General features: G+C 71.7%; 19 protein-coding genes and 1 riboswitch. Of the genes, 10 read left to right on the top strand and 9 right to left on the bottom strand.

Annotated features, from left to right (window positions below; genetic code table 11):
- The first annotated feature begins 1 nt into the window (after nucleotide 1).
- Together ACSSS0_RS16965 and ACSSS0_RS16960 are read left to right on the top strand one after the other, a co-directional pair.
- On the top strand, nucleotides 2-2050 hold the full coding sequence (locus ACSSS0_RS16965; RefSeq protein WP_487228903.1) for a hydantoinase B/oxoprolinase family protein: 2049 nt from the start codon (nucleotides 2-4) through the stop codon (nucleotides 2048-2050).
- Nucleotides 2051-2052: 2 nt separating this feature from the next.
- Complete coding sequence (locus ACSSS0_RS16960) at nucleotides 2053-2889, top strand: SDR family oxidoreductase (RefSeq protein ID WP_487228902.1); 837 nt, start codon at nucleotides 2053-2055, stop codon at nucleotides 2887-2889.
- Nucleotides 2890-2912: 23 nt separating this feature from the next.
- Here the strand turns inward: ACSSS0_RS16960 and ACSSS0_RS16955 are convergent, their stop codons facing one another.
- Nucleotides 2913-3158, bottom strand: coding sequence for a hypothetical protein (locus tag ACSSS0_RS16955; protein ID WP_020144810.1), 246 nt, complete (start codon nucleotides 3156-3158; stop codon nucleotides 2913-2915).
- Nucleotides 3159-3410: 252 nt separating this feature from the next.
- On the opposite strand from ACSSS0_RS16955, the gene ACSSS0_RS16950 reads away from it, so the two are divergent.
- The 4 genes from ACSSS0_RS16950 (at nucleotide 3411) to ACSSS0_RS16935 (ending at nucleotide 6656) form a co-directional block, all read left to right on the top strand.
- Nucleotides 3411-4358, top strand: a complete 948-nt coding sequence (locus tag ACSSS0_RS16950; protein WP_487228901.1) for a carbamate kinase — start codon at nucleotides 3411-3413, stop codon at nucleotides 4356-4358.
- Nucleotides 4359-4363: 5 nt separating this feature from the next.
- A complete protein-coding gene (gene bar, locus ACSSS0_RS16945) occupies nucleotides 4364-5500 on the top strand; it encodes a barbiturase (RefSeq protein WP_487228900.1) in 1137 nt (378 codons plus the stop codon).
- Between the two features lie 188 nt (nucleotides 5501-5688).
- Nucleotides 5689-6042 (top strand): PadR family transcriptional regulator, encoded by a 354-nt coding sequence (locus tag ACSSS0_RS16940; protein WP_487228899.1) that lies wholly within the window; start codon nucleotides 5689-5691, stop codon nucleotides 6040-6042.
- Nucleotides 6039-6656: an HAAS signaling domain-containing protein gene (locus ACSSS0_RS16935; RefSeq protein ID WP_435986776.1), complete on the top strand. Its 618-nt coding sequence runs from the start codon at nucleotides 6039-6041 to the stop codon at nucleotides 6654-6656. The genes ACSSS0_RS16940 and ACSSS0_RS16935 overlap by 4 nt, the downstream gene beginning before the upstream one ends.
- Nucleotides 6657-6807: 151 nt before the next feature.
- Here the strand turns inward: ACSSS0_RS16935 and purH are convergent, their stop codons facing one another.
- Together purH and purN are read right to left on the bottom strand one after the other, a co-directional pair.
- Nucleotides 6808-8442, bottom strand: coding sequence for a bifunctional phosphoribosylaminoimidazolecarboxamide formyltransferase/IMP cyclohydrolase (gene purH / locus ACSSS0_RS16930; RefSeq protein ID WP_487228898.1), 1635 nt, complete (start codon nucleotides 8440-8442; stop codon nucleotides 6808-6810).
- Between the two features lie 71 nt (nucleotides 8443-8513).
- A riboswitch (ZMP/ZTP riboswitch) is annotated at nucleotides 8514-8590 on the bottom strand.
- 8 nt (nucleotides 8591-8598) lie between these two features.
- Nucleotides 8599-9195: a phosphoribosylglycinamide formyltransferase gene (gene purN / locus ACSSS0_RS16925; RefSeq protein ID WP_435987860.1), complete on the bottom strand. Its 597-nt coding sequence runs from the start codon at nucleotides 9193-9195 to the stop codon at nucleotides 8599-8601.
- Between the two features lie 113 nt (nucleotides 9196-9308).
- Here purN and ACSSS0_RS16920 point away from each other — a divergent pair, with 113 nt between their 5' ends.
- The gene (locus ACSSS0_RS16920; RefSeq protein ID WP_487228897.1) at nucleotides 9309-9701 is read left to right on the top strand and encodes a hypothetical protein; all 393 of its coding nucleotides are present in this window, start codon (nucleotides 9309-9311) and stop codon (nucleotides 9699-9701) included.
- A 41-nt stretch (nucleotides 9702-9742) separates the two neighbouring features.
- Here the strand turns inward: ACSSS0_RS16920 and ACSSS0_RS16915 are convergent, their stop codons facing one another.
- Nucleotides 9743-11059, bottom strand: coding sequence for a cell division protein PerM (locus ACSSS0_RS16915; protein ID WP_487228896.1), 1317 nt, complete (start codon nucleotides 11057-11059; stop codon nucleotides 9743-9745).
- 182 nt (nucleotides 11060-11241) lie between these two features.
- On the opposite strand from ACSSS0_RS16915, the gene ACSSS0_RS16910 reads away from it, so the two are divergent.
- Nucleotides 11242-11949, top strand: a complete 708-nt coding sequence (locus tag ACSSS0_RS16910; protein WP_487228895.1) for a polysaccharide deacetylase family protein — start codon at nucleotides 11242-11244, stop codon at nucleotides 11947-11949.
- Nucleotides 11950-12093: 144 nt separating this feature from the next.
- Here the strand turns inward: ACSSS0_RS16910 and sucD are convergent, their stop codons facing one another.
- From sucD to ACSSS0_RS16890, 4 genes are all read right to left on the bottom strand, one after another.
- Nucleotides 12094-12987: a succinate--CoA ligase subunit alpha gene (sucD, locus tag ACSSS0_RS16905; RefSeq protein WP_435986781.1), complete on the bottom strand. Its 894-nt coding sequence runs from the start codon at nucleotides 12985-12987 to the stop codon at nucleotides 12094-12096.
- Nucleotides 12988-13018: 31 nt separating this feature from the next.
- Nucleotides 13019-14206, bottom strand: a complete 1188-nt coding sequence (gene sucC, locus ACSSS0_RS16900) for an ADP-forming succinate--CoA ligase subunit beta (protein ID WP_435986782.1) — start codon at nucleotides 14204-14206, stop codon at nucleotides 13019-13021.
- 382 nt (nucleotides 14207-14588) lie between these two features.
- The gene (locus ACSSS0_RS16895; RefSeq protein ID WP_487228894.1) at nucleotides 14589-15542 is read right to left on the bottom strand and encodes a hypothetical protein; all 954 of its coding nucleotides are present in this window, start codon (nucleotides 15540-15542) and stop codon (nucleotides 14589-14591) included.
- Nucleotides 15543-15760: 218 nt separating this feature from the next.
- The gene (locus ACSSS0_RS16890; RefSeq protein ID WP_435986783.1) at nucleotides 15761-16237 is read right to left on the bottom strand and encodes a cobalamin B12-binding domain-containing protein; all 477 of its coding nucleotides are present in this window, start codon (nucleotides 16235-16237) and stop codon (nucleotides 15761-15763) included.
- A gap of 79 nt (nucleotides 16238-16316) precedes the next feature.
- On the opposite strand from ACSSS0_RS16890, the gene ACSSS0_RS16885 reads away from it, so the two are divergent.
- Both ACSSS0_RS16885 and ACSSS0_RS16880 read left to right on the top strand, forming a co-directional pair.
- Nucleotides 16317-17309, top strand: a complete 993-nt coding sequence (locus ACSSS0_RS16885) for an esterase/lipase family protein (protein ID WP_487228893.1) — start codon at nucleotides 16317-16319, stop codon at nucleotides 17307-17309.
- Nucleotides 17310-17522: 213 nt separating this feature from the next.
- Nucleotides 17523-18359, top strand: a complete 837-nt coding sequence (locus ACSSS0_RS16880; protein WP_487228892.1) for a M23 family metallopeptidase — start codon at nucleotides 17523-17525, stop codon at nucleotides 18357-18359.
- 205 nt (nucleotides 18360-18564) lie between these two features.
- Here the strand turns inward: ACSSS0_RS16880 and pcrA are convergent, their stop codons facing one another.
- Nucleotides 18565-21054 (bottom strand): DNA helicase PcrA, encoded by a 2490-nt coding sequence (gene pcrA / locus ACSSS0_RS16875; protein ID WP_435986786.1) that lies wholly within the window; start codon nucleotides 21052-21054, stop codon nucleotides 18565-18567.
- Nucleotides 21055-21107: the final 53 nt, after the last annotated feature.

Genomic DNA, 21107 nt, shown 5'->3' with positions numbered 1-21107 from the left:
CATGTGCTTCTCCTGCCAGACCGCGGCCACCCGCCTCGCCCCCGTCGACGCCGCCACCGGGTCGCAGGGCACTGCCCCCCACGTCACGGACGCCGGCAGCTCCGGCCACGAAGCCACCTCGGTGAACCCCGCGGGGCTCCCCACGGCATACGAGCACGGCAACCGGCTGACGCCCGAGGGCACGACCGTCGACCCGATCCTCGTCGAGATCGTCGAGGGCACGCTCGCGAGCGTCGAGATGGAGGTCGAGACGGCCATCGCCCGTACCTCCCGCTCTCCCATGATCCGCGACGCGCACGACTTCCGGGCCGGCATCCACGACCGTCAGCTGCGCAAGCTGACGGGTCGCTCCTACAGCGCGCTCGTCCACCCGATCGCCCGCGACTTCCCGCTCGCCGAGATGAGCGAGGGGGACGTCTTCTTCCACAACGACGTCTACGAGTCCGAGGGTGGCATCGGCCACCTGCCCGACCTCTGCGTCACGGTCCCGGTCTTCTCCGGCGGCGAGGTCGTCGCCTTCGTCCAGGCGTTCGGCCACCACGACGACATCGGTGGCGCCGTGCCCGGCTCGATGCCGAGCAACGCCCAGACGGTGTTCGAGGAAGGGCTCTCGGTCCCGCCGATCAAGCTCTGGGACAAGGGAGTTCCCAACCAGGCGGCCCTGCGCATCATGACGCGCAACAGCCGCATGCCCGACAGCCTCGCTGCCGACCTCGACGCCGAGTGCTCGGCCTGCCTCATGGGCGCCCGGCGTCTCGGCGAGCTCTTCGAGCGCTACGGCCGCGACACGATCGAGGCCGCCTTCGACGCGATCCTGGACAAGACGACCGAGACCTACCGTCGCGAGATCCTCAGCAAGATCCCCGACGGCACGTACGTCTGGGAGGACTACGCCGAGCACGACGGCGTCGACGAGCCCAAGCTGCACACGCAGCGGATCACCCTGACCAAGCAGTCGACCGGAGGCCCCGGCCCCGGTGACGGCGGGCCCCAGCTCATCATCGACTTCACCGGCACGGCGCCGCAGGCCAAGGGCCCGATCAACCACTGCGGCGACTACGTCGGCGGCAACTTCCTCAAGAAGTGGCTCGCCCCGATCCTGCGCAACCTCGCCGACACCCCCGAGCGGATGGCCGAGCTCGACGTCAACGAGGGCATCGTGCCGCTCATCGAGATGAAGTTCCCCGAGAAGGGCACGCTCCTCACGCCGATCTACCCCGCGCCGACGAACGCCCGCACGTTCGTCATCCTGCGCCTGCTCGGCGTTCTCGCCGGGGTCGTCGCCAAGGCCGTCGACGGCAAGATGCCGGCCGACCAGGAGACGATCCGCTACACCGGCGTCTACGGCAAGGACCGCGACGGCAACGACTACCTCATGCGGGAGGTGCTCGGCGGCGGTTCGGGCGGGCGGTACTACGCCGACGGCGAGGACACGATCCACGTCGTGCCCGACAGCCGCAACCTTCCGACCGAGTTCACCGAGAGCCGCTTCCCGTTCATCGTCGAGCGCCTCGGCCTCGCCGTCGACTCGGGCGGAGCCGGCCGGCACCGCGGCGGTCTCGGCTACGAGAAGCACATCCGGATGCTCAAGGACGCCCACTTCATGTCGATCGCCGACCGGTCGATCCTCGCGTGCTGGGGCGTCAAGGGCGGCAAGGCCGGTCGCCCGTTCGAGGTCACCGTCGACGTGGGCGGACCCGAGGAGCGCACCGTTGACGCCCTCGCCGACGCGGAGGTCGTCAAGGCGGGACAGGTCATCCGCATCCGGACCACCGGTGGAGGCGGCTGGGGCGACCCGCTCGAGCGTCCCTACGACGAGGTCGAGCGCGACCTCCGTTGGGGCAAGGTCTCGTTCGAGGGCGCGCGCCGCGACTTCGGCGTCGTCGCCACCGGGGACCTCGACGAGCCCGTCATCGACGCGGCCGCGTCGGACGCCCTGCGTGAGCAGCTGCGCGGCGACCGCGCGGACGAGCAGCCGTTCTTCGACCGTGGCCCCGGCTACGCGACGCTGGCCGCGGGACGGTCGGCGGCGGATGTCGACTGGGTCTGAGCGTGACGACGGTCCTCGTGATCGGCGCGGCCGGCAAGACCGGCCGCGCCGTCACGCGCGCCCTCACGTCACAGGGCGTCACCGTGATCGCTGCCGTTCGCTCGCTGGAACGGGCCGAGAGAGCGTATGCCGTTGGGGCCCGGTCGATCTCGGTCATTGACCTCTCGACGGGGCAAGGGCTCGACGAGGCCGTGACCGGTGTCGACGCCGTCTACCACCTCGCGCCCAACGTCCATCCGGACGAGGTCGCCATCGCCGACCGGGTCGCCGGCGCGGCAGCGCGGGCAGGCTTGTCCCACTTCGTGTTCCACTCGGTGCTGCACCCGCACGACCCGTCGATGCCGCACCACCTGCGCAAGGCCGAGGCCGAGAAGGTCGTGCGCACCCACGTGCCGGGAGCCACGGTGCTGCGCCCGGCGGCATACCACCAGAACCTCCTCGACGCGGCCCACGCCGGGCGGCTCGCGGTCCCCTACTCGCTCGACGTCCCGTTCACGAACGTCGACCTCGACGACGTGGCCGAGGTCGCGGCGACGGTGCTGACCTGTCCCGGCCACGAGGGCGTGACCTACGACCTCGCCGGCCCCGAGGTGCTCTCGGTGCGCGAGCAGGCCCGCGTCGCGGCCGACGTGCTCGGGCACCCCGTCGAGGCCGTACGCGTGGAGCTCGCCGAGTGGGTCGCCGGACCCGGGGCGTCCCTCACGTCCCAGGCGCGCGACGACCTGTCGGCGATGTTCGCCTCCTACGACCGCGGCGGTCTCGTCGGCGACGCCAGGACGGCACGACGTCTCCTCGGACGCGAGCCGCGCTCATGGGCGGACGCGCTCAGCCGCTCCTGACCGGTCGCGGACCGGCCTGTCGCTCAGTCGATGTCGCGTTCCTCGATGGTCTGGCGCACGGTGCTCGTCGGCGTCGTCGCGCCGCTGGGGCGCTCCTCACGCGTGATGATGCGCTTGCGCCGGGTGCCCTTGCTCCCGTGCCAGATGAGCGCGGCGCCCGCGACCATGAGGATGACGCCGACGATGGGCAGGCTGATGACGGACGTGTTGGCCCGCACCGCGAAGGTCAGGATGGCCCCCACGACGGCGAGCAGGACTCCGACTCCCACGGTCCCCCACCTCTCGGCTCGGTCGGCGGCGCCCCGGACGGCGCCCCCTCGGACATTATGTTCCTCGTACCCGCCCGACCGGTATGCCGCGCGTCGTCCCGGCTGCCGCCCACCCGGCAGGCTCGGCACGGTCGCGGGCCGCACCCGACGGCATACATCTGCCAATGTCGGGGGCCGCGTTGGGCAGGAGGTGACAACGCGCCCGCTCGGCCGCGCTCCCTAGGCTCACGCCATGACGACCGAGGACGCGCCGTGAGGGTGCTCGTGGCGCTGGGCGGCAACGCCATGACCGGGCCCGACGGCAGCGCCACACCCCAGGCCCAGCGCGAGGCCATCGCCACCGCGAGCCACCACCTCGCCGAGCTCGTCGCCGCCGGGCACGAGGTCGTCGTCACCCACGGCAACGGGCCCCAGGTCGGCAACCTCCTCGTCAAGAACGAGCTCGCCGCGAGTGTCGTGCCGCCGGTCCCGCTCGACTGGTGCGGCGCGCAGACGCAGGGGACGATCGGCTTCACGCTGCTCGACACCCTCGAGGCCGCCTTCGCCGCCCGGGGCATCGAGCGTCGCGTCGCCGCCATCATCACGCGCACCCTCGTCGACGCCGACGACCCCGGCTTCACGCACCCGACCAAGCCGATCGGGCGATTCCTCCCCCGCGACCAGGCACAGACGCTCATCGACCACGGCGAGCGCTGGGAGGACCGCGGCGAGAAGGGGTGGCGCCGGGTCGTCGCCTCGCCCGAGCCCGTCGAGGTGCTCGAGACGCACACGCTCCACACGCTCCTCGCCGCCGGCTACGTCGTCGTCACGGCCGGCGGCGGCGGCATCCCCGTCGTGCGTGCCGCCGACGGCAGCGTGCACGGTGTCGAGGCGGTCATCGACAAGGACCTCACGGCAGCGCTGCTCGCCCGCGCCGTCCACGCCGACGTCCTCGTCATCGCCACCGACGTCGCACACGCCGTCGCCGGCTGGGGCACCCCCGGGGCCCACGACATCGGCCGGGTCACGCTCGACGACATGGAGGCGTATGCCGCCGCCGGCCACTTCGCGTCCGGATCGATGGGCCCGAAGGTCGAGGCCGCCCTGCGCTTCGTCCGCTCGGGCGGGTCGCGCTCGATCATCACGGCCCTCGAGCAGCTCGCGCCGGCCATCGACGGCCACGTCGGAACCGTCATCGAAAACCCTGAAAGAGAAAGGTGATTCACGTGCCCGAAGCCATTGAGGTGCGCAAGGTCCCCATCCACTCGGTCGCCGACGCGTCAGAGCTCGCGAAGCTCATCGACGACGGTGTCATGGAGGCGAGCCGTGTCGTCGCCATCATCGGCAAGACCGAGGGCAACGGCGGCGTCAACGACTACACGCGCATCATCGCCGACCGCGCCTTCCGCGAGGTCCTCGTCGAGAAGGGCGCCCCGGCCAAGCAGGTCAAGCAGGTCCCGATCGTGTGGTCCGGCGGCACCGACGGCATCATCAGCCCGCACGCGACGATCTTCGCCACCGTCCCGGCCGACAAGGCCGAGCAGTCCGACGAGCCGCGGCTCACGGTCGGCTTCGCGATGAGCGAGCCGATCAAGCCCGAGGAGATCGGCTACGTCGCGATGGTGCAGAAGGTCGCCGACGCGGTGAAGGTCGCCATGGAGCGCGCCGGCATCACCGACCCGGCCGACGTGCACTACGTCCAGACCAAGACGCCGCTGCTGACGATCCACACGATCCGCGACGCGAAGTCCCGCGGCCACGAGGTCTGGACCGAGCACACGCACGAGTCGATGGACCTCTCCAACGGCACGACCGGCCTCGGCATCGCCGTCGCCCTCGGTGAGATCGAGATGCCGACCGACGCCGACATCATGCACGACCGGTCGCTCTTCTCGTCGGTGGCCTCGTGCAGCTCGGGCGTCGAGCTCGACCAGGCGCAGGTCGTCGTCGTCGGCAACACGACGGGCATCGGTGGCCGCTACCGCATCGGCCACTCGGTCATGCAGGACGCGCTCGACGCCGACGGCGTCTGGGGCGCGATCAAGGACGCCGGGCTCGACCTGCCGGAGCGCCCGCACAGCAGCGACATCCAGGGCCGGCTCGTCAACGTCTTCCTCAAGTGCGAGGTGAGCCAGGACGGCACCGTGCACGGCCGGCGCAACGCGATGCTCGACGACTCCGACGTGCACTGGCACCGCCAGATCAAGTCGGCCGTCGGTGGCGTCACGGCCTCGGTCACCGGCGATCCGGCGGTCTTCGTGTCCGTGTCGGCAGCCCACCAGGGCCCCGACGGTGGTGGCCCCGTCGCCGCGATCGTCGACCTCGGCGAGGGCGAGCCCACCGGCTACCGCTGGACCCGCTGACCTCGCACCTCCACCACCGCCACACCGTCGAAAGACCACGCGTGGCCCCCCTTGTTCGGTCGAGAGGCCAGTTCTCGGTGACGAGTGCTGGCCTCTCGTCACGTCCGAGGTGGCGCGACGTGGCTTCTCGACGGTGGCGGCGAGGCGTGTCCTTGCCGGCCAGCGTCTGCGCCGCTACCTTGTGTCGCATGGTACCGGGCGACGAACGCATCCTGACGCACCTCCGTCGCGGTGCGGTCGAGCACTGCGTCCTCGCGATGGTCGCCGACGAGCCCACCTACGGGCTCGACATCGCGCGCCGGCTCGCCCGCGACGGCATCCTCATGACCGGCGAGGGCACCCTCTACCCCCTGCTGTCTCGGCTGCGGACCGCCGGGTTCGTCGAGACCAGGTGGGAGGAGTCGACCGAGGGGCCGCCCCGCCGCTACTACGCGATCACCGCCTCGGGACGGGAGACGCTCGACGCCTTCCGCCGCACGTGGGCACCATTCCGCGACGCCGTGGACGCGGCCGTCGACCTGCAGACAGGGAGCAGACCGTGAACCAGACCCACCCCCGCGTCGACGCGTATCTCCAGCACCTCGACGCCCTCCTCGAGGGCGCGCCGCCCGCAACCCGGACCGAGGTCGTCGCCGGCGTGCGCGAGCACCTCCACGACAGCCTCCCGGCCGACGCGGACGACGAGCAGGTCCGCAGCGCGCTCGCCGGGCTGGGCACGCCCGAGCAGATCGCCGACGAGGCCTGTGCCGCGGATCCGGGCTCCCGCACGGGCGCAGCGACGCCCACACAGGACCGGCGTTGGCTGCCGGTGGTCGTCATGGTGCTCGGCTTCCTCGTCCTGCTGCTGCTGACGTTCTTCGCCGTCACGGGCCCCCACCCGGCCGAGCTGCTCTTCGCCCTCTTCTATCCGCCGCTGTGGCCGGTGCTCGCCGTCCTCGTCGTGATCGCCCGCGGATGGACGACGCGTGAGAAGGTCGTGCTCATCGGCGTCTTCCCGGCAGCCTGCGCCCTGGTCGCGATCGTCGCCGGGGTCGCCTGGAGCGTCAACGAGACGGTCGGCGCAGCGGCTTCGGTCACGGCCTTGCTCCTGTCCGTCGTGGTCGCGGCCACGGTGGTCGTCGTCCTCGGTCGGAGAGGGCTGCGCCGCGCCGGCTGAGCCGCCCAGCACCCAGGCCAGCTCCGCCCAGACGACATACCCCGCCGCGGAGATGGGCGCGCGGGCTCTCCGCCGCGGCACACGGCATACGCCCGCGTGGAGACGACGACGGCCACGACCCGGGCGTGGGGCGTGGCCGTCGATCGGAGTCTCAGTGCGCGAAGTGGCGCGTCCCCGTGAAGTACATCGTGACGCCGGCGGCCTTGGCCGCCTCGATGATCTCCTCGTCGCGGATCGAGCCACCGGGCGCGACGACGGCGCGCACCCCGGCGTCGAGCAGGATCTGCAGGCCGTCGGCGAACGGGAAGAACGCGTCGGACGCGGCGACGGAGCCACGGGCGCGCTCCTCCCCCGCGCGTCGCACGGCGAGGTAGCACGAGTCGACGCGGTTGACCTGGCCCATGCCGACGCCGACCGCGGCGCCGTCCTTGGCGAGCAGGATCGCGTTGGACTTCACGGCACGGATCGCGCGCCAGGCGAACTGCAGGTCGGCGATCGTCGCGTCGTCCGCGGCCTCACCCGCGACGAGCCGCCAGTTCGCGGCGTCGTCGCCACCGGTGACCGCGTCACCCTCGCCGCGCACGACGGCGTCGACCTTGTCGACGGTCTGCACGAGCAGGCCACCGCTGATGGCGCGCGTCTCGATCGGGTCGTCCGCCTGCGCCATCCCGGCGGGCAGGCGCAGGACACGGAGGTTCTTCTTGGCCGTGAGGATCTCGAGGGCCTCGGGCTCGTAGTCTGGCGCGATGATGACCTCGGTGAAGACCGGCTTGGCAGCCGCCGCCATCGCCGCGGTGACGGTCCGGTTGGCCGCGATGATGCCGCCGTAGGCGCTCACGGGGTCGGTCGCGTGGGCCCGCTCGTAGGCCTCCTCGATGGTGCCGCCCACGGCGATGCCGCACGGGTTGGCGTGCTTGATGATCGCCACGGTCGGCTGGTCGCCGTGGTCGTGCGCGGCACGCACGGCGGCGTCCGTGTCGACGTAGTTGTTGTAGGACATCTCCTTGCCGTGCAGCTGCTCGGCGCTCGCCACGCCGGGACGCCAGTGGCGGTAGAGCGCCGCGCTCTGGTGCGGGTTCTCGCCGTAGCGCAGCGCCGCTGCGCGGTCGAAGGTCGCGCCCGTCCAGGCCGGGAAGCCGGTGCCGTCGCTCGTGTCGGCGACGACGTTGCCCATCCAGCTCGCGACGGCGTTGTCGTAGCTCGCGGTGTGCACGAACGCCTCGGCCGCGAGGCGACGACGCTCGGCCAGCGTGAAGCCGCCTGCGCCCAGCGCCTCCGTGACGTGGGCGTATGCCGCCGGGCTCGTCACGATGGCGACGCTCGCGTGGTTCTTGGCGGAGGCGCGCACCATCGACGGGCCGCCGATGTCGATCTGCTCGACGCACTCGTCCTCGCTGGCGCCCGACGCGACGGTCTCGCGGAAGGGGTAGAGGTTGACGACGACGAGGTCGAAGGCCTCGACGCCGAGGTCGGCGAGCTGCTGCATGTGGTCCTCGTTGCGCGTGTCGGCGAGGATGCCGGCATGCACCCTGGGGTGCAGCGTCTTGACCCGGCCGTCGAGGCACTCGGGGAAGCCGGTCAGCTCCTCGACCTGCGTCACGGGCACCCCCGCGGCGGCGATCGTCTTCGCCGTCGAGCCGGTCGAGACGATGGCGACCCCCGCGGCGTCGAGGGCCCGGGCCAGCTCGTCGAGGCCGGACTTGTCGTAGACGGAGACGAGGGCCCGCTTGATCGGGCGGCGGCCGTCGGTGTCGGTGGACGGCGCGGCGGACGGGGCAGCGGTCATGGGTGCACTCCTGGTTCGGTGACATCGGTCGCGGCGCGTCCGGTCGGTCTGGCCGGACGGCATCCGTTCTCGCGAGGCACCCAGGCGGTCGATGCTCCCGACGTCACTCCCCGGTGGTGTCCCACCCGCGCCAGTCGTGTGCGACCAGCGTAGCGGTCAGCCCCGCCCGATCCGAACTCGTCGACCGTCGACGGCGAAGCCCTCGCGCGCGAGCCGGCTCACGACGTCGACGAGCAGGTCGCGCTCCTGGACCTTGATCCGCTCGTGCAGGCTCTCCTCGGTGTCGTCGTCCTCGACCGCGACGACCCGCTGCTCGATGATCGGTCCGGTGTCGACGCCGGCGTCGACGACGTGGCACGTCGTGCCGGTCACCTTGACGCCGTACGCGAGCGCGTCGCGCACGCCGTGCGCCCCGGGGAAGCTCGGCAGGAGGGCGGGATGGGTGTTGACGACAGGCTGCGCCCCGAGGGTCGCCGGGCCGAGGATCCGCATGAAGCCGGCCGTGACGACGAAGCGCGGTCCGGCCGCGGCGACCTGCTCGGCCAGGGCGAGGTCCCACGCGGCGCGGTCCTCGAAGTCGGCCGGGCGCACGACGAAGGTCGGTATGCCGGCCCGCTCGGCCCGCTCGAGCCCCGCGCACGGGCGGTCGGCCCCCACCGCGGCGATCCGCACGCCGTACGCCGGGTCGGCCGAGGCGTCGAGCAGGGCCTGCAGCAGCGTGCCGGAGCCTGACACCAGGACGACGACGGGCACCGCGCCGTCGGTCGTCACGGACGTGCTGGCGAGGGCGTCGGTCGTCACGCGCCGGAGTGTAGCGCTGCGGCCCGATGCGGGTCCGGGCTCATCCATGGGCGAGGATGGACCGCATGACCGAGCCGCAGCAGGAGCAGGAGATCGCGTTCGCCCGTGAGAAGGCGAAGCGCACCCTGCCCGTCGCGCTCCTCGTCCTGCTCGGCCTCGTGGCGATGTATCTCCCGCTCCCGAAGCGCTTCGTCGCCGTCATGCCGCTCGTGCTCGCGGTCGTGCTGACGGTGCGCCTGCTCCGCTTCCTGTCGACGCGCGGCGGCAAGGAGAAGGTGTGGCCGGTCGTGACGCTCGTCATCTCCGCGATGCTGCTGTCGACGCTGGCGCTCCAGGTCGTCTTCTACGACTCGGTCCGCGCCTACGAGGAGTGCGTCGCCGGCGCTCAGACGAGCATCGCCGAGGGCGACTGCGCGCAGATGAGGGACGCCGGGATGATGGGCTTCGTCGTGCGCTGAGCGCCCGACCCGGTCGGCCGTTCCCCCCTCGTCAGCCCTCGTCAGCCCTCGTCGGACGTCGAGGTGTCCGCCTCGGGCCCGGCCTCCGCGGCCTCCACCGGCGGCTGCTCGCGCTCGGGCTCCTCGCCACGACGCTCTCGCAGCACGAGCACGCCCGCGAAGAGCAGCGCGCCACCGACGACCTCAGCCGTCAGGGCCGCCGCGAACGACCACAGGTGCGCGCCGACGGCCGAGAGGCGGTCGACGCCGACCGCACCGTTGCCGAGCGCCGTGAGCACGATGACGACCGCGACCGCGACGACCGCCGCGACAGCGGTGGCCGACAGCCGGGCCCGCACGTTGCCGAAGAACTCGAGCTCGGCATCGACCCGGCGACCGAGCCAGACGCCGACGAGCACGGGGGCCAGCACGACGGCATACATCGCCGCCGGGTAGTCGCCGGCCTGCGGCAGGGCGCCGAGGACGGGCACGAGCGGCAGCAGCCCGGGCTGGGCGGCGCCGGCCGAGATCGTCGAGCCGAGGGCGACCTGGAAGCCCGGGCCGGCGAGGAACGAGAGCGCCCACGTGGCCGCGTTGCCGAGGAGGGCGAGCTGCGCGAGCGCGATGACGACGACCGCGCCGAGGTTGGCGCCGTACTGGTCCTGGGTGTCGGCGACGGTGGACCACGACACGACGAGTCGCACCACGACGACGACGAAGCCGAGGGCGAGCAGCACGCCCGCGCCGCGCCAGCCGGTGCGCCACACCGTCGGCAGCCACGTCGGGCCGCGACGGAACCACGTGCGCACGAACGCCGGCGCGGTCTCGTCGTCGGGCCGGAGCATGACGAAGCCGAGCGCCGAGAGCGGCACGAGCAGGGACCCCACGACGGCGGCGGCTCCGGGCGTCGCCGGACCCCCGAGGGTGAAGAGCGCGAAGACCGCCGACACGAGGCCGTAGCCGATGACGAAGCCCGGCACGACGCCCCACTGCGCGACGCGGCTCCAGTCGCCCGCACCCACACGCAGCCGCTCGGTCGCCGCGAGACGACGGGCCCAGCGGTAGGCGATGAGGACGAAGACGAGCAGGAGGACCAGCGGTGTCATGGATATCGACACGTCGCCGGCGCCGACGGACTGGCCGTGGCCGAGGAACCAGACGGCGCTGGCGACCGAGACGGCCGAGAACCACCCGACCGAGCTCTCGGGCGCGGCCACCCAGCCGATGAGCGCGGGCAGGACGACGACCGCCCACGTGCCGACGGCGGCGAGGGCGCCGGCGCGCAGGGCGGCCGGCATCGCCGTCGACGGGCTGGTCGACGAGGTCGCCGACGTGGTCGTCGACGTCGTGGTCGTGCTCGGCGGGGCCAGTGGTCTCACTCCTGCGCTGCGGGTCCTGCGGCTCGTGCGGGGTCGCTCCCATGGTCACAAGATCGCCGCCGCGGAGCGAGCACCCACGCCGATGGGCACCGAGAGCGCCGGATGTGAGGCACGGATCAGCCCCGAACCCACGCGCCCCCGGCCCGGCAGAGGGACGATGGAGGTGAAAGGGATGACCCATCATGAGCAGCAGAAACCTCCACCTGCTGGCGACCCTCCTGGCAGTGCTCGCCCTCACCGTCACCGCCGGCGGCCCGACCGCCTCGACCCCCACCTCGTCCACGCCACCCGGCGTCGTCGCCACCGCGCCCGTCGAGGTCGACTCCGTGCCCGTGGCCTACGTGGGCACCGTCTACCTCACGTTCGACGACGGGCCGCACGCGACGTGGACCCCGAGGATGCTGTCCGTCCTGCGGAAGTACGGCGTGCACGCCGTCTTCTTCGAGGTCGGCCAGAACGTCTCGTGGTACCCGTCCATCACCCGCAGCCTGCGCACCTACGGCAACCTCATCGGCAACCACACGTGGAGCCACCCCGACCTCACGACCCTGTCGAGCTCGGCCGTCACGTCCCAGCTGAACCGGATGGAGTCGGCGCTCGGCTACCGGCCGCGCTGCGTGCGCCCGCCCTACGGGGCGACGAACTCGCGCATCGCGACGATCATCGCCAACCGTGGCCAGCGCCAGATCCTCTGGACCGTCGACCCGCGCGACTGGTCGCGACCTGGGACCTCGGTGATCGTGAGCCGCGTCCTCGCCGCGGTGCGTCCGGGCTCGCGGATCCTGCTCCACGACGGCGGCGGCGATCGGTCCCAGACCGTGGCCGCGGTCGACCTGCTCATCCCGAAGCTGCGCGCCCGCGGCTACGTCATCGGCCTCATGGCCTGCTGACCGGATCGCGTATGCCGTCCCGCCGGGCCACGCTCGCGGGCACCGTGGGCGCCGGGCTCACCACACGGCATACGCCCTCCGAGGACAGCGAAGCGGGCGGCCACCCGAGGGTGACCGCCCGCTCGAGATCGCTTGTCGCGCAGCTTACTTCGCGAGGTCCTTCATGATCTCGCGCATGAGGTCGGCCGTCTCGGTCGGCGTCTTGCCGACCTTGACGCCGGCGGCCTCGAGGGCCTCCTTCTTGGCCTGCGCGGTGCCCGACGAGCCGGAGACGATGGCGCCGGCGTGGCCCATCGTCTTGCCCTCGGGGGCGGTGAAGCCGGCGACGTAGCCGACGACCGGCTTCGTCACGTGGTCCTTGATGTAGGCGGCCGCACGCTCCTCGGCGTCGCCACCGATCTCGCCGATCATGACGATCGCGTCGGTGTCGGGGTCGTTCTGGAACGCCTCGAGACAGTCGATGTGCGTCGTGCCGATGATCGGGTCGCCACCGATGCCGACGGCCGAGCTGAAGCCGAAGTCACGCAGCTCGTACATCATCTGGTAGGTCAGCGTGCCCGACTTCGAGACGAGGCCGATGCGGCCGGTGCCCGAGATGTCGGCCGGGATGATGCCCGCGTTGCTGACGCCCGGGGTGATGAGGCCGGGGCAGTTCGGGCCGACGATGCGCGTCGTGCCCTTGTCCTTGGCGTAGTTGTAGAACTCCGCGGTGTCCTTGACGGCGACGCCCTCGGTGATGACGACGGCGAGCGGGATCTCGGCGTCGATCGCCTCGACGGCCGCGGCCTTGGTGAACTGCGCGGGCACGAAGATCACGGACACGTTGGCGCCGGTGGCCTCGACAGCCTCCTTGACCGTGCCGTAGACGGGGACGGAGACGCCGCCCTCGAAGTCGACCGTCGTGCCGGCCTTGCGGGGGTTGACGCCGCCGACGATGTCGGTGCCCGACTTGAGCATGCGCTGGGTGTGCTTCATGCCCTCGGACCCGGTCATGCCCTGGACGATGACCTTCGAGTCGGCGTTGAGGAAGATAGCCATGTTCGTCGTTCTCTCTTCTGTGGCTCGGGGGTCAGTTGGCGGCGGGGCCGGCGGCGAGCTCGGCGGCGCGGCGCGCGGCGCCGTCCATCGTCGGCTCGATCGTCACGAGCGGGTGGTTGCGCTCCTGGAGGATGCGGCGACCCTCCTCGACGTTGTTGCCGTCGAGGCGCACGACGAGCGGACGGTCCTCCTCGTCACCGAGGGCGTCGAGCGCACCGACGATGCCGTTGGCCACGGCGTCGCAGGAGGTGATGCCACCGAAGACGTTGACGAAGACGCTCTTGACCTGGGGGTCCGACAGGATGATGTGCAGGCCGTTGGCCATGACCTCGGCGCTCGCGCCGCCACCGATGTCGAGGAAGTTGGCCGGCTTCTGGCCGCCGAACTCCTCACCGGCGTAGGCGACGACGTCGAGGGTGCTCATGACGAGACCCGCGCCGTTGCCGATGATGCCGACGGAGCCGTCGAGCTTGACGTAGTTGAGGTCCTTCTCCTTGGCCGCTGCCTCGAGCGGGTCCGCGTGGGCCGTGTCCTCGAGCGCCTCGTGGTCCGGGTGGCGGAAGCCGGCGTTCTCGTCGAGGGTCACCTTGCCGTCGAGGGCGACGATCTGGCCGTCCTCGGTCTTGACGAGCGGGTTGACCTCGACGAGCGTCGCGTCCTCCTCGCGGTAGACGGTCCACAGCTTCTGGATGACGTCGGCGATCGCGGCCTTGTCGGCGTCGTCGAAGCCGGCGGCGTCGACAATCTCCTGCGCCTTGGCGGCGTCGATGCCCGTGTTGGGGTCGACGGCGATGCGAGCCAGGGCCTCCGGGCGCTCGACAGCGAGCTGCTCGATCTCCATGCCGCCCTCCTTGGAGCACATCGCGAGGTAGGTGCGGTTCGCGCGGTCGAGCAGCACGGAGAAGTAGTACTCCTCGGCGATGCGGGCGCCCTGGGCGATCATCACGGTGCCCACGGTGTGGCCCTTGATGTCCATCCCGAGGATCGCCTCGGCGGCGGCCTGCGCCTCCTCGGGGCTCTTCGTGACCTTGACGCCACCGGCCTTGCCGCGGCCGCCGGTCTTCACCTGCGCCTTGACGACGGTGACACCGCCCGACTTCGGTCCGATCTGCTCAGCGGCCGCTCGGGCCTGCTCAGGGGTGGTGGCGATGGCGCCGGCCAGCACGGGCACCCCGTGCTTCTCGAACATGTCGCGGGCTTGGTACTCGAAGAGATCCACGGGTGGGGTCCGTCCTCGTCGTCGATTCGAATCGTCGTCGATCGCGTCGCTGCGGCGTCCCGGGGCTCACGTGCTCACGCTCTCGCGCTCGGACGTGCCCTGCGCCGAGGCGCAACCGAATCAGGCTGTCCCTCGGACTCTAGTGGCTCTGACCTGTGGCGACGTCATCGGGTGCGCGCGACCGGACGAAGATCACACCGCCACCTCCCCCTCCGCTGCCTCCGTTTCGCGCGCTTCTGGTGCGAGCGCGCGAAACACACCGAGTGCGCGGGACTTTTCGCGCGCCCCGTCGGCGGATCGCGCGCTTCTGGTGTGAGCGCGCGATCCGGGCGTATGCCGGGTGAGTCACGCGTCAGTGGCGGCGCCGACGACGTGCACCCTTTCAGGCGGCGACGGCCGCCAGGCGTAGGGCCTCGAGGACGCGCCCTTGCACGAGCTCCGGCCGTGCGAGCTCGGACCAGGTGAGCCGAACCACGACCCACCCGGACCGGCGCAGCGCGTCCTCCCGACGCTTCTCGTCGAAGAGGACGGCGCCGGCACCCGAGGCGTACTTCACCCTGCCGTCGAACTCGACGAGGACGCGGGTGCCGGCGATCCGGAAGTCGGCCCGGTAGGTCTTTCCCTCGGTCACCACCGTGAACTGCGGCTCGACCTCGTGGCCGAGCCCACGCAGGACGTAGGCCGTGAGTGACTCACCCGGAGACTCGTGACGGGCGTCCGCACACCGAAGCGCGGCGCGCACGGGGCCCACGCCCCGGTGGCCCTCGAAGTCGGCAAGGGCTCCGGACAGCGACTCGGTCGTCAGCAGACCTCGGGCGAGGGCGGCGTCGGCAGCCACGAGGGCTCCCGTGGGGTCGCCCACGAGCCCGCTACCGACGACGGCGTACGCGACAGGTGCCAGTGGGACCGTCTCCCCGTGGGCACCATCCGGCTCGACACCGCTCCACGAGACTCCCTCCTGCTCGCGGTGGACCAGGAGGCCGGAACGACGGCGCGACTGACCACTCCAGGGTTGAGGCGGCTCGGCGTCGGCTGGCCTCACGCGAGTCAGGTGTACGACATCGAGGTCGACGCGGTGCAGGGGCAACCCGAGCAGGACGAGCGCCGAAGAGTGACTCACCACGGCGGCCCCTTCGTAGGCTCGGGACAGCGCGATGGCCGTGAGCCTGTGACGGTCACGCTCGCTCGCGGGGACGCCCACGGCATACCACCCATGGGTCAGCCGCGTGCAGGTCGAGCGGCGGCACAGCAGGGCCAACGCCCGTCCGTCGATGCCGGCGCGCAGGGCTTCTCGTGCGCTGAAGACTCCGTGTCTGGCGATGAGCTCGAGGTTCACCCTCGCAGGCTGTCGGCTCGAGGTGGTCGCGCGCAGGCGACGTCGGCCGGCTGTGGACGACGAGGCCTCGGGTCAGTGGGGTGTGGACAGTGGCCGGGAGGGTCCGGGCGCGCGAACCAGGCATCAGGCGCGCAGAATTCTGCGAGCTCGTGTCAGATTTCGCGCGCTCGGGCGTCGAGCGCGCGAAACGTCGGGCCAGCGCGGGGGTGGTCAGGCGGTCAGGCGGCGTGGACGTGCTCGCGGACCCAGCCGACGATCTCCATCGTCGTGGCGCCCGGCGTGAAGACCTTGGCCACGCCGAGCTTCTCGAGCTCGGGGATGTCGTCCTCGGGGATGATGCCGCCTCCGAAGACGATGATGTCGCTCGCGTCGCGCTCGGCGAGGAGCTCGACGACGCGGGCGAAGAGGGTCATGTGGGCGCCCGAGAGCACCGAGAGCCCGACGACGTCGGCGTCCTCCTGGATGGCCGCCTCGACGATCTGCTCGGGCGTCTGGTGCAGGCCGGTGTAGATGACCTCCATGCCGGCGTCGCGCAGCGCCCGAGCCACGACCTTGGCGCCCCGGTCGTGCCCGTCCAGGCCCGGCTTGGCCACGACCACGCGGATGACGTCGGTCGACGTCGACCCCGCTCCGGTCGCGCCCGCGGTCTCGTCGTCGGTCACGGCAACGGCGTCGGCGCCCAGGGACTCGCTCATGCCGGGCACTCTAGCCAGCCCCGCGAGACGCGACGCGCAATAGTGATGCATCGCCCACCGGTCGGGGTACGTTCGAGGCGTGGCAGTGGCAGCACGGGCGGCGATGACGCCGCGACAGGCCGGCACCCCGACGTGTGACGCGTCGGGACCTCGGGGCTTCCTCGCGGCCGTCGGGGAGGTGGCCGGTGCGCTCCTGACCCCGACCGGGATCGCCGGCGCGGCCCTCGAGGCGACGTGGATGGGCCTGCACCTCGGGCTCTACCCGCTCGGGCTGTTCGGGTCGCGCGCCAGCGACCGGCGCCAGGGCTACCGGCTCGGGCACCTGCCACCGAGCCAGCGTGGGCTCGCGATCCAGAACGTCGAGGCGGCCGAGACGCCGATCCTGCTCGTGCACGGCATGGTCGACAACCGGTCGATCTTCACCGTCCTGCGGCGCGGGCTCGTGCGCCGCGGCTTCGGGCGCATCGAGACGATCAACTACTCCATCTTCACCGGCGACGTCCGCGCCGCGGCGGCTGCCCTCGGCGCAGAGGTCGAGCGCATCGTCGAGGAGACCGGCTACGAGCGGATCCACGTCATCGGCCACTCGATGGGCGGCCTCATCGCGCGCTACTACGTGACCCGTCTCGGTGGCGACCAGCACGTGCACACCCTCGTCACGCTCGGCACACCGCACCAGGGCAGCTACCTCGCCTACACGTGGAACAACGGCCTGACCCGCCAGCTGCGCCCCGGCAGCGCCCTCATGGACGAGCTCGCCGCCCCGGTCAAGGAGTGCCAGACCCGGTTCCTCGTCTACTGGTCCGACCTCGACCAGGTCGTCGTGCCCCAGCGCAACGCCGCGCTGCACCACGACGACCTCACCGTGCACAACATCGCCCTGCACGGCGTCGGCCACATGAGCCTGCCCATCACGAGCAGCGTCGTGCACGGGATCTCCACGGCCCTCGCCCACCTCGACACCTCGGGGGCGACGGTCACGCCCGGCGTCAGCTCGCTGGGGAGCCGGCGCACTAGCACGTCGACGGCCCGTCGTGCTAGCACCGCGGGGCGTGTCGCACCCACGCGTTGACGACGTCACACGCCGGTCACGTCACGGTGCGAATTCGCGCAGATCCGCCTGTGCAAATCCTTCACCGAGGGCTCGGCATGCCCTAGTGTCGAGCGCAGTCGCGAGCCCTCCACCGCGACGCCGGGACGTCCAGATACGTGGCGTGATTTTGGATAACGAAATGGTCACGTTAGGCTGGCGGCTCGCAATCTGTGACCGTTAGGTAGTTCTTTCGTGCCCAAATCCAGTTACACCGGCCGGCACAGGCCGGCAGCCAAGCCTTCACGGGGTCGACAGTTCGTCGTCCCCGTTGCTCTGCTCTCCTCGACCGTCGCCGGTGGCCTCGTCATCCGCGACGCCGGCGCGAGCCAGCTCAGCCCCGAGGCGGCTGCCATGAAGAACGTCTCCAACTCGGTCGCCGGTCTCGGCCTGGCCGCAGACCCCGACGTCGTCGCTGCTGCCGCCGCGAACCGGTCGGGCGCCCGCTCCTCGCGGGACATGGCCCGCGACGCCAAGTCGCTCATCGTCAGCGCGACCGCCTCCGCCGAGCAGACCGCCGAGCAGGCCCAGGCCGCTGCGGCGAAGGCCGCGGCCGCCAAGGCCGCCGCCGAGAAGGCGAAGGCCGAGGCCGCCGCCAAGGCCAAGGCGGCCGCCCGCGAGCGCGCCATCGCCAAGGCCCACCGTTGGGTCTCCCCGGTCGCCGGCTACACCCTCACCTCGGGCTTCGGCTTCCGCTGGGGCAAGATGCACCCCGCCCAGGACCTCGCGTGCCCCACGGGCAGCACGGTCCGGGCCCTCTCGAGCGGCACCGTCGTCTTCGCCGGATGGTCCAACGAGGGCTACGGCAACATGGTCAAGATCCGCTACTGGGACGGCACCGTCTCGTGGATGGCGCACAACAGCCGCCTGCTCGTGTCCGTCGGCGAAGAGGTCTCCCCCGGTCAGCGCATCGCCTACAGCGGCAGCACCGGCAACTCGACCGGCCCGCACGTGCACCTCGAGATCCACCCCGAGGACGGCGGCGCCGTCGCGCCCCGCACCTGGCTCGCCAAGCACGGCGTCTACCTCTGACGAGGCCCGCTCACGTCACGCGGCCCGTCCCCTTCGGGGGACGGGCCGCGTCGCATCTGCCGTCCCGCCGGAGCCGGAGCCCGCAGTTGCTCTGCCGTATGCCGTATGCCGTTGTGCCGCAACGGAGCCCGGCTGACGCGGGGGCCCGGTCACACGGCATACGCCATCGGCTGAGACGAGCTCGACCCCAGCGGGCCCCGCGACCTCAGAGCTTGACGAGCGGGGCGTAGCGCAGCAGGAGGCGCTTCGTGCCGGTGTCGGCGCCGAAGTCGACGTGTGCCATCGACTTGTCGCCGTCGCCCTCGACGCGCACGACGGTGCCGAGGCCGAAGGAGTCGTGGCTGACGCGGTCGCCCGACTGGAGCGCGATGACCGGCCGCTTGCCGGCGCTGCGGACCCCGGGGCGGGCCGCGAGCGTCGCCACGGCGGGACGGTCGGAGCCGCGGGCGCCACTGAACGACGGGCCGAGCCGCTGCCAGTCGAGCAGGTCGCCCGGGATCTCGTCGAGGAAGCGCGACGGCGGGTTGTACTGCGGCGCACCCCAGGCGGACCGTACGGCCGCGCGCGAGAGGTAGAGCCGCTCACGGGCCCGCGTGATGCCGACGTAGGCGAGCCGGCGCTCCTCCTCGAGCTCCTTGGGGTCGCCGAGCGCGCGCATGTGCGGGAACGTGCCGTCCTCCATGCCGGTGAGGAAGACGACGGGGAACTCGAGGCCCTTGGCCGTGTGGAGCGTCATGAGGGTGACGACGCCCTGCGCCTTGGCCTCGGGCTCGTCGGGGATCTCGTCGGCGTCGGCGACGAGCGAGACCTGCTCGAGGAACTCCTCGAGCGCGCCTGCGGGACCGACGTCCTCGGGCTCGACGCCCGGCGCCAGCTCGCCGCCCGACTCCTCGAGCTCGGTGGCGCGGCGGTCGTCGTACTCCTGCGCGACGGCGACGAGCTCGGCGAGGTTCTCGACGCGGGTCTCGTCCTGCGGGTCGTGGCTCGCGCGCAGCTCGGCGAGGTAGCCGCTCTCCTCGAGCGTCATCTCGAGCAGGGCCGCGACGCTGTCGTCGGCCTCGTAGGAGGTGCGGAGCTTCTCGAGGAGCGCCGTGAAGCCCTGGATGGCCGCGACCGAACGGGTGGCGATGCCCGGGGCGTCCTCGGCCCGACCGAGCGCTGCGACGAACGGGATGCGTTCGCGCTCGGCGAGGGCCGCCACGCAGGCCTCGGCGCGGTCGCCGATGCCGCGCTTGGGGGTGTTGAGGATGCGCCGCAGGTTGACGGTGTCGATGGGGTTGGAGACGACCCGGAGGTAGGCCAGGGCGTCCTTGACCTCGCGCCGCTCGTAGAAGCGCGTGCCGCCGACCACCTTGTAGGGCAGGCCGACCCGCACGAGCACCTCCTCGATGGCGCGGCTCTGGGCGTTGGTGCGGTAGAAGACGGCGACGTCGCCGGGCTTGACGCCGTGGTCGGCGAGGTCGTCGATCTCCTTGGCCACGAAGGCGGCCTCGTCGTGCTCGTTGTCCCCGACGTAGCCGGTGATCATCGCGCCGTCGCCGGAGTCGGTCCAGAGGTTCTTGGCGCGGCGGCCCTCGTTGCGCTCGATGACGGAGTTGGCCGCTCGCAGGATGCGCTGGGTCGAGCGGTAGTTCTGCTCGAGCAGGATCGTGCGGGCGTCGGGGTAGTCGTTCTCGAACTCGAGGATGTTGCGGATCGTCGCACCGCGGAAGGCGTAGATCGACTGGTCGGAGTCGCCGACGACGCACAGCTCGGCCGGCGGCACGGCGTAGGCGCCCTCGGGGCCCTTGACCTCACCGACGAGCTCCTTGATGAGCTGGTACTGGGCCTGGTTGGTGTCCTGGTACTCGTCGACGAGGACGTGGCGGAAGCGGCGGCGGTAGTACTCGGCGACGTCGGGGAAGGCCTGCAGGATGTTGACGGTCATCATGATGATGTCGTCGAAGTCGAGGGCGTTGGCCTGGCGCAGGCGGCGTTGATACTGGGTGTACGCGTCGGAGACGGTGCGCTCGTAGTGGTTGCCCTCGGTGACCTGCGCGGCGTAGGTCTCCTCGTCGATGAGCTCGTTCTTGAGGTTGCTCACCTGGTGGGAGAAGCCGCGGGGCGGGTAGCGCTTCGGGTCGAGGTCCAGGTCGCGCAGCACGAGGCTCATGAGGCGCTGGCTGTCGGCGGCGTCGTAGATCGAGAAGGTCGACTTCATCCCGACCTTGGCGGCCTCGCGGCGCAGGATCCGCACGCAGGCCGAGTGGAAGGTCATGACCCACATGGCGCGCGCGCGGGGCCCGACGAGCGCCTCGACACGCTCGCGCATCTCGGCCGCGGCCTTGTTGGTGAAGGTGATGGCGAGGATCTGGCCCGGCTGGGCCCCCCGCTCGCCGAGCAGCCACGCGATGCGGTGCGTCAGCACACGGGTCTTGCCGGAGCCGGCACCCGCGACGATGAGCAGCGGCGTGCCCTCGTGGACGACGGCCTCGCGCTGCTCGGGGTTGAGCCCCTCGAGCAGGACCGTCGGGTCGAGGTCGGCGCGTCCCTGCGGTGCCGTCTCGACGCCGCCGCGGGCCGCGGCCTCGGCCCACGTGGGGACGCCCTGGTCGGTGACGTCCGCGCCACGCCCGGGGCGCCCGGACCCGCCGGAGGGCGCGCCCTGACCGTGCTCGAAACCGGGGATGGGGAGGTCGTCGAAGAGCGTGCTCATGATCGACCAAGCCTACGTCGAACCACCCACAGCACCGGACCACGACGCACAGC

The organism is Terrabacter sp. R4-6 (assembly GCF_057529065.1).
This window is presented reverse-complemented; position numbering and strand designations above follow the sequence as displayed.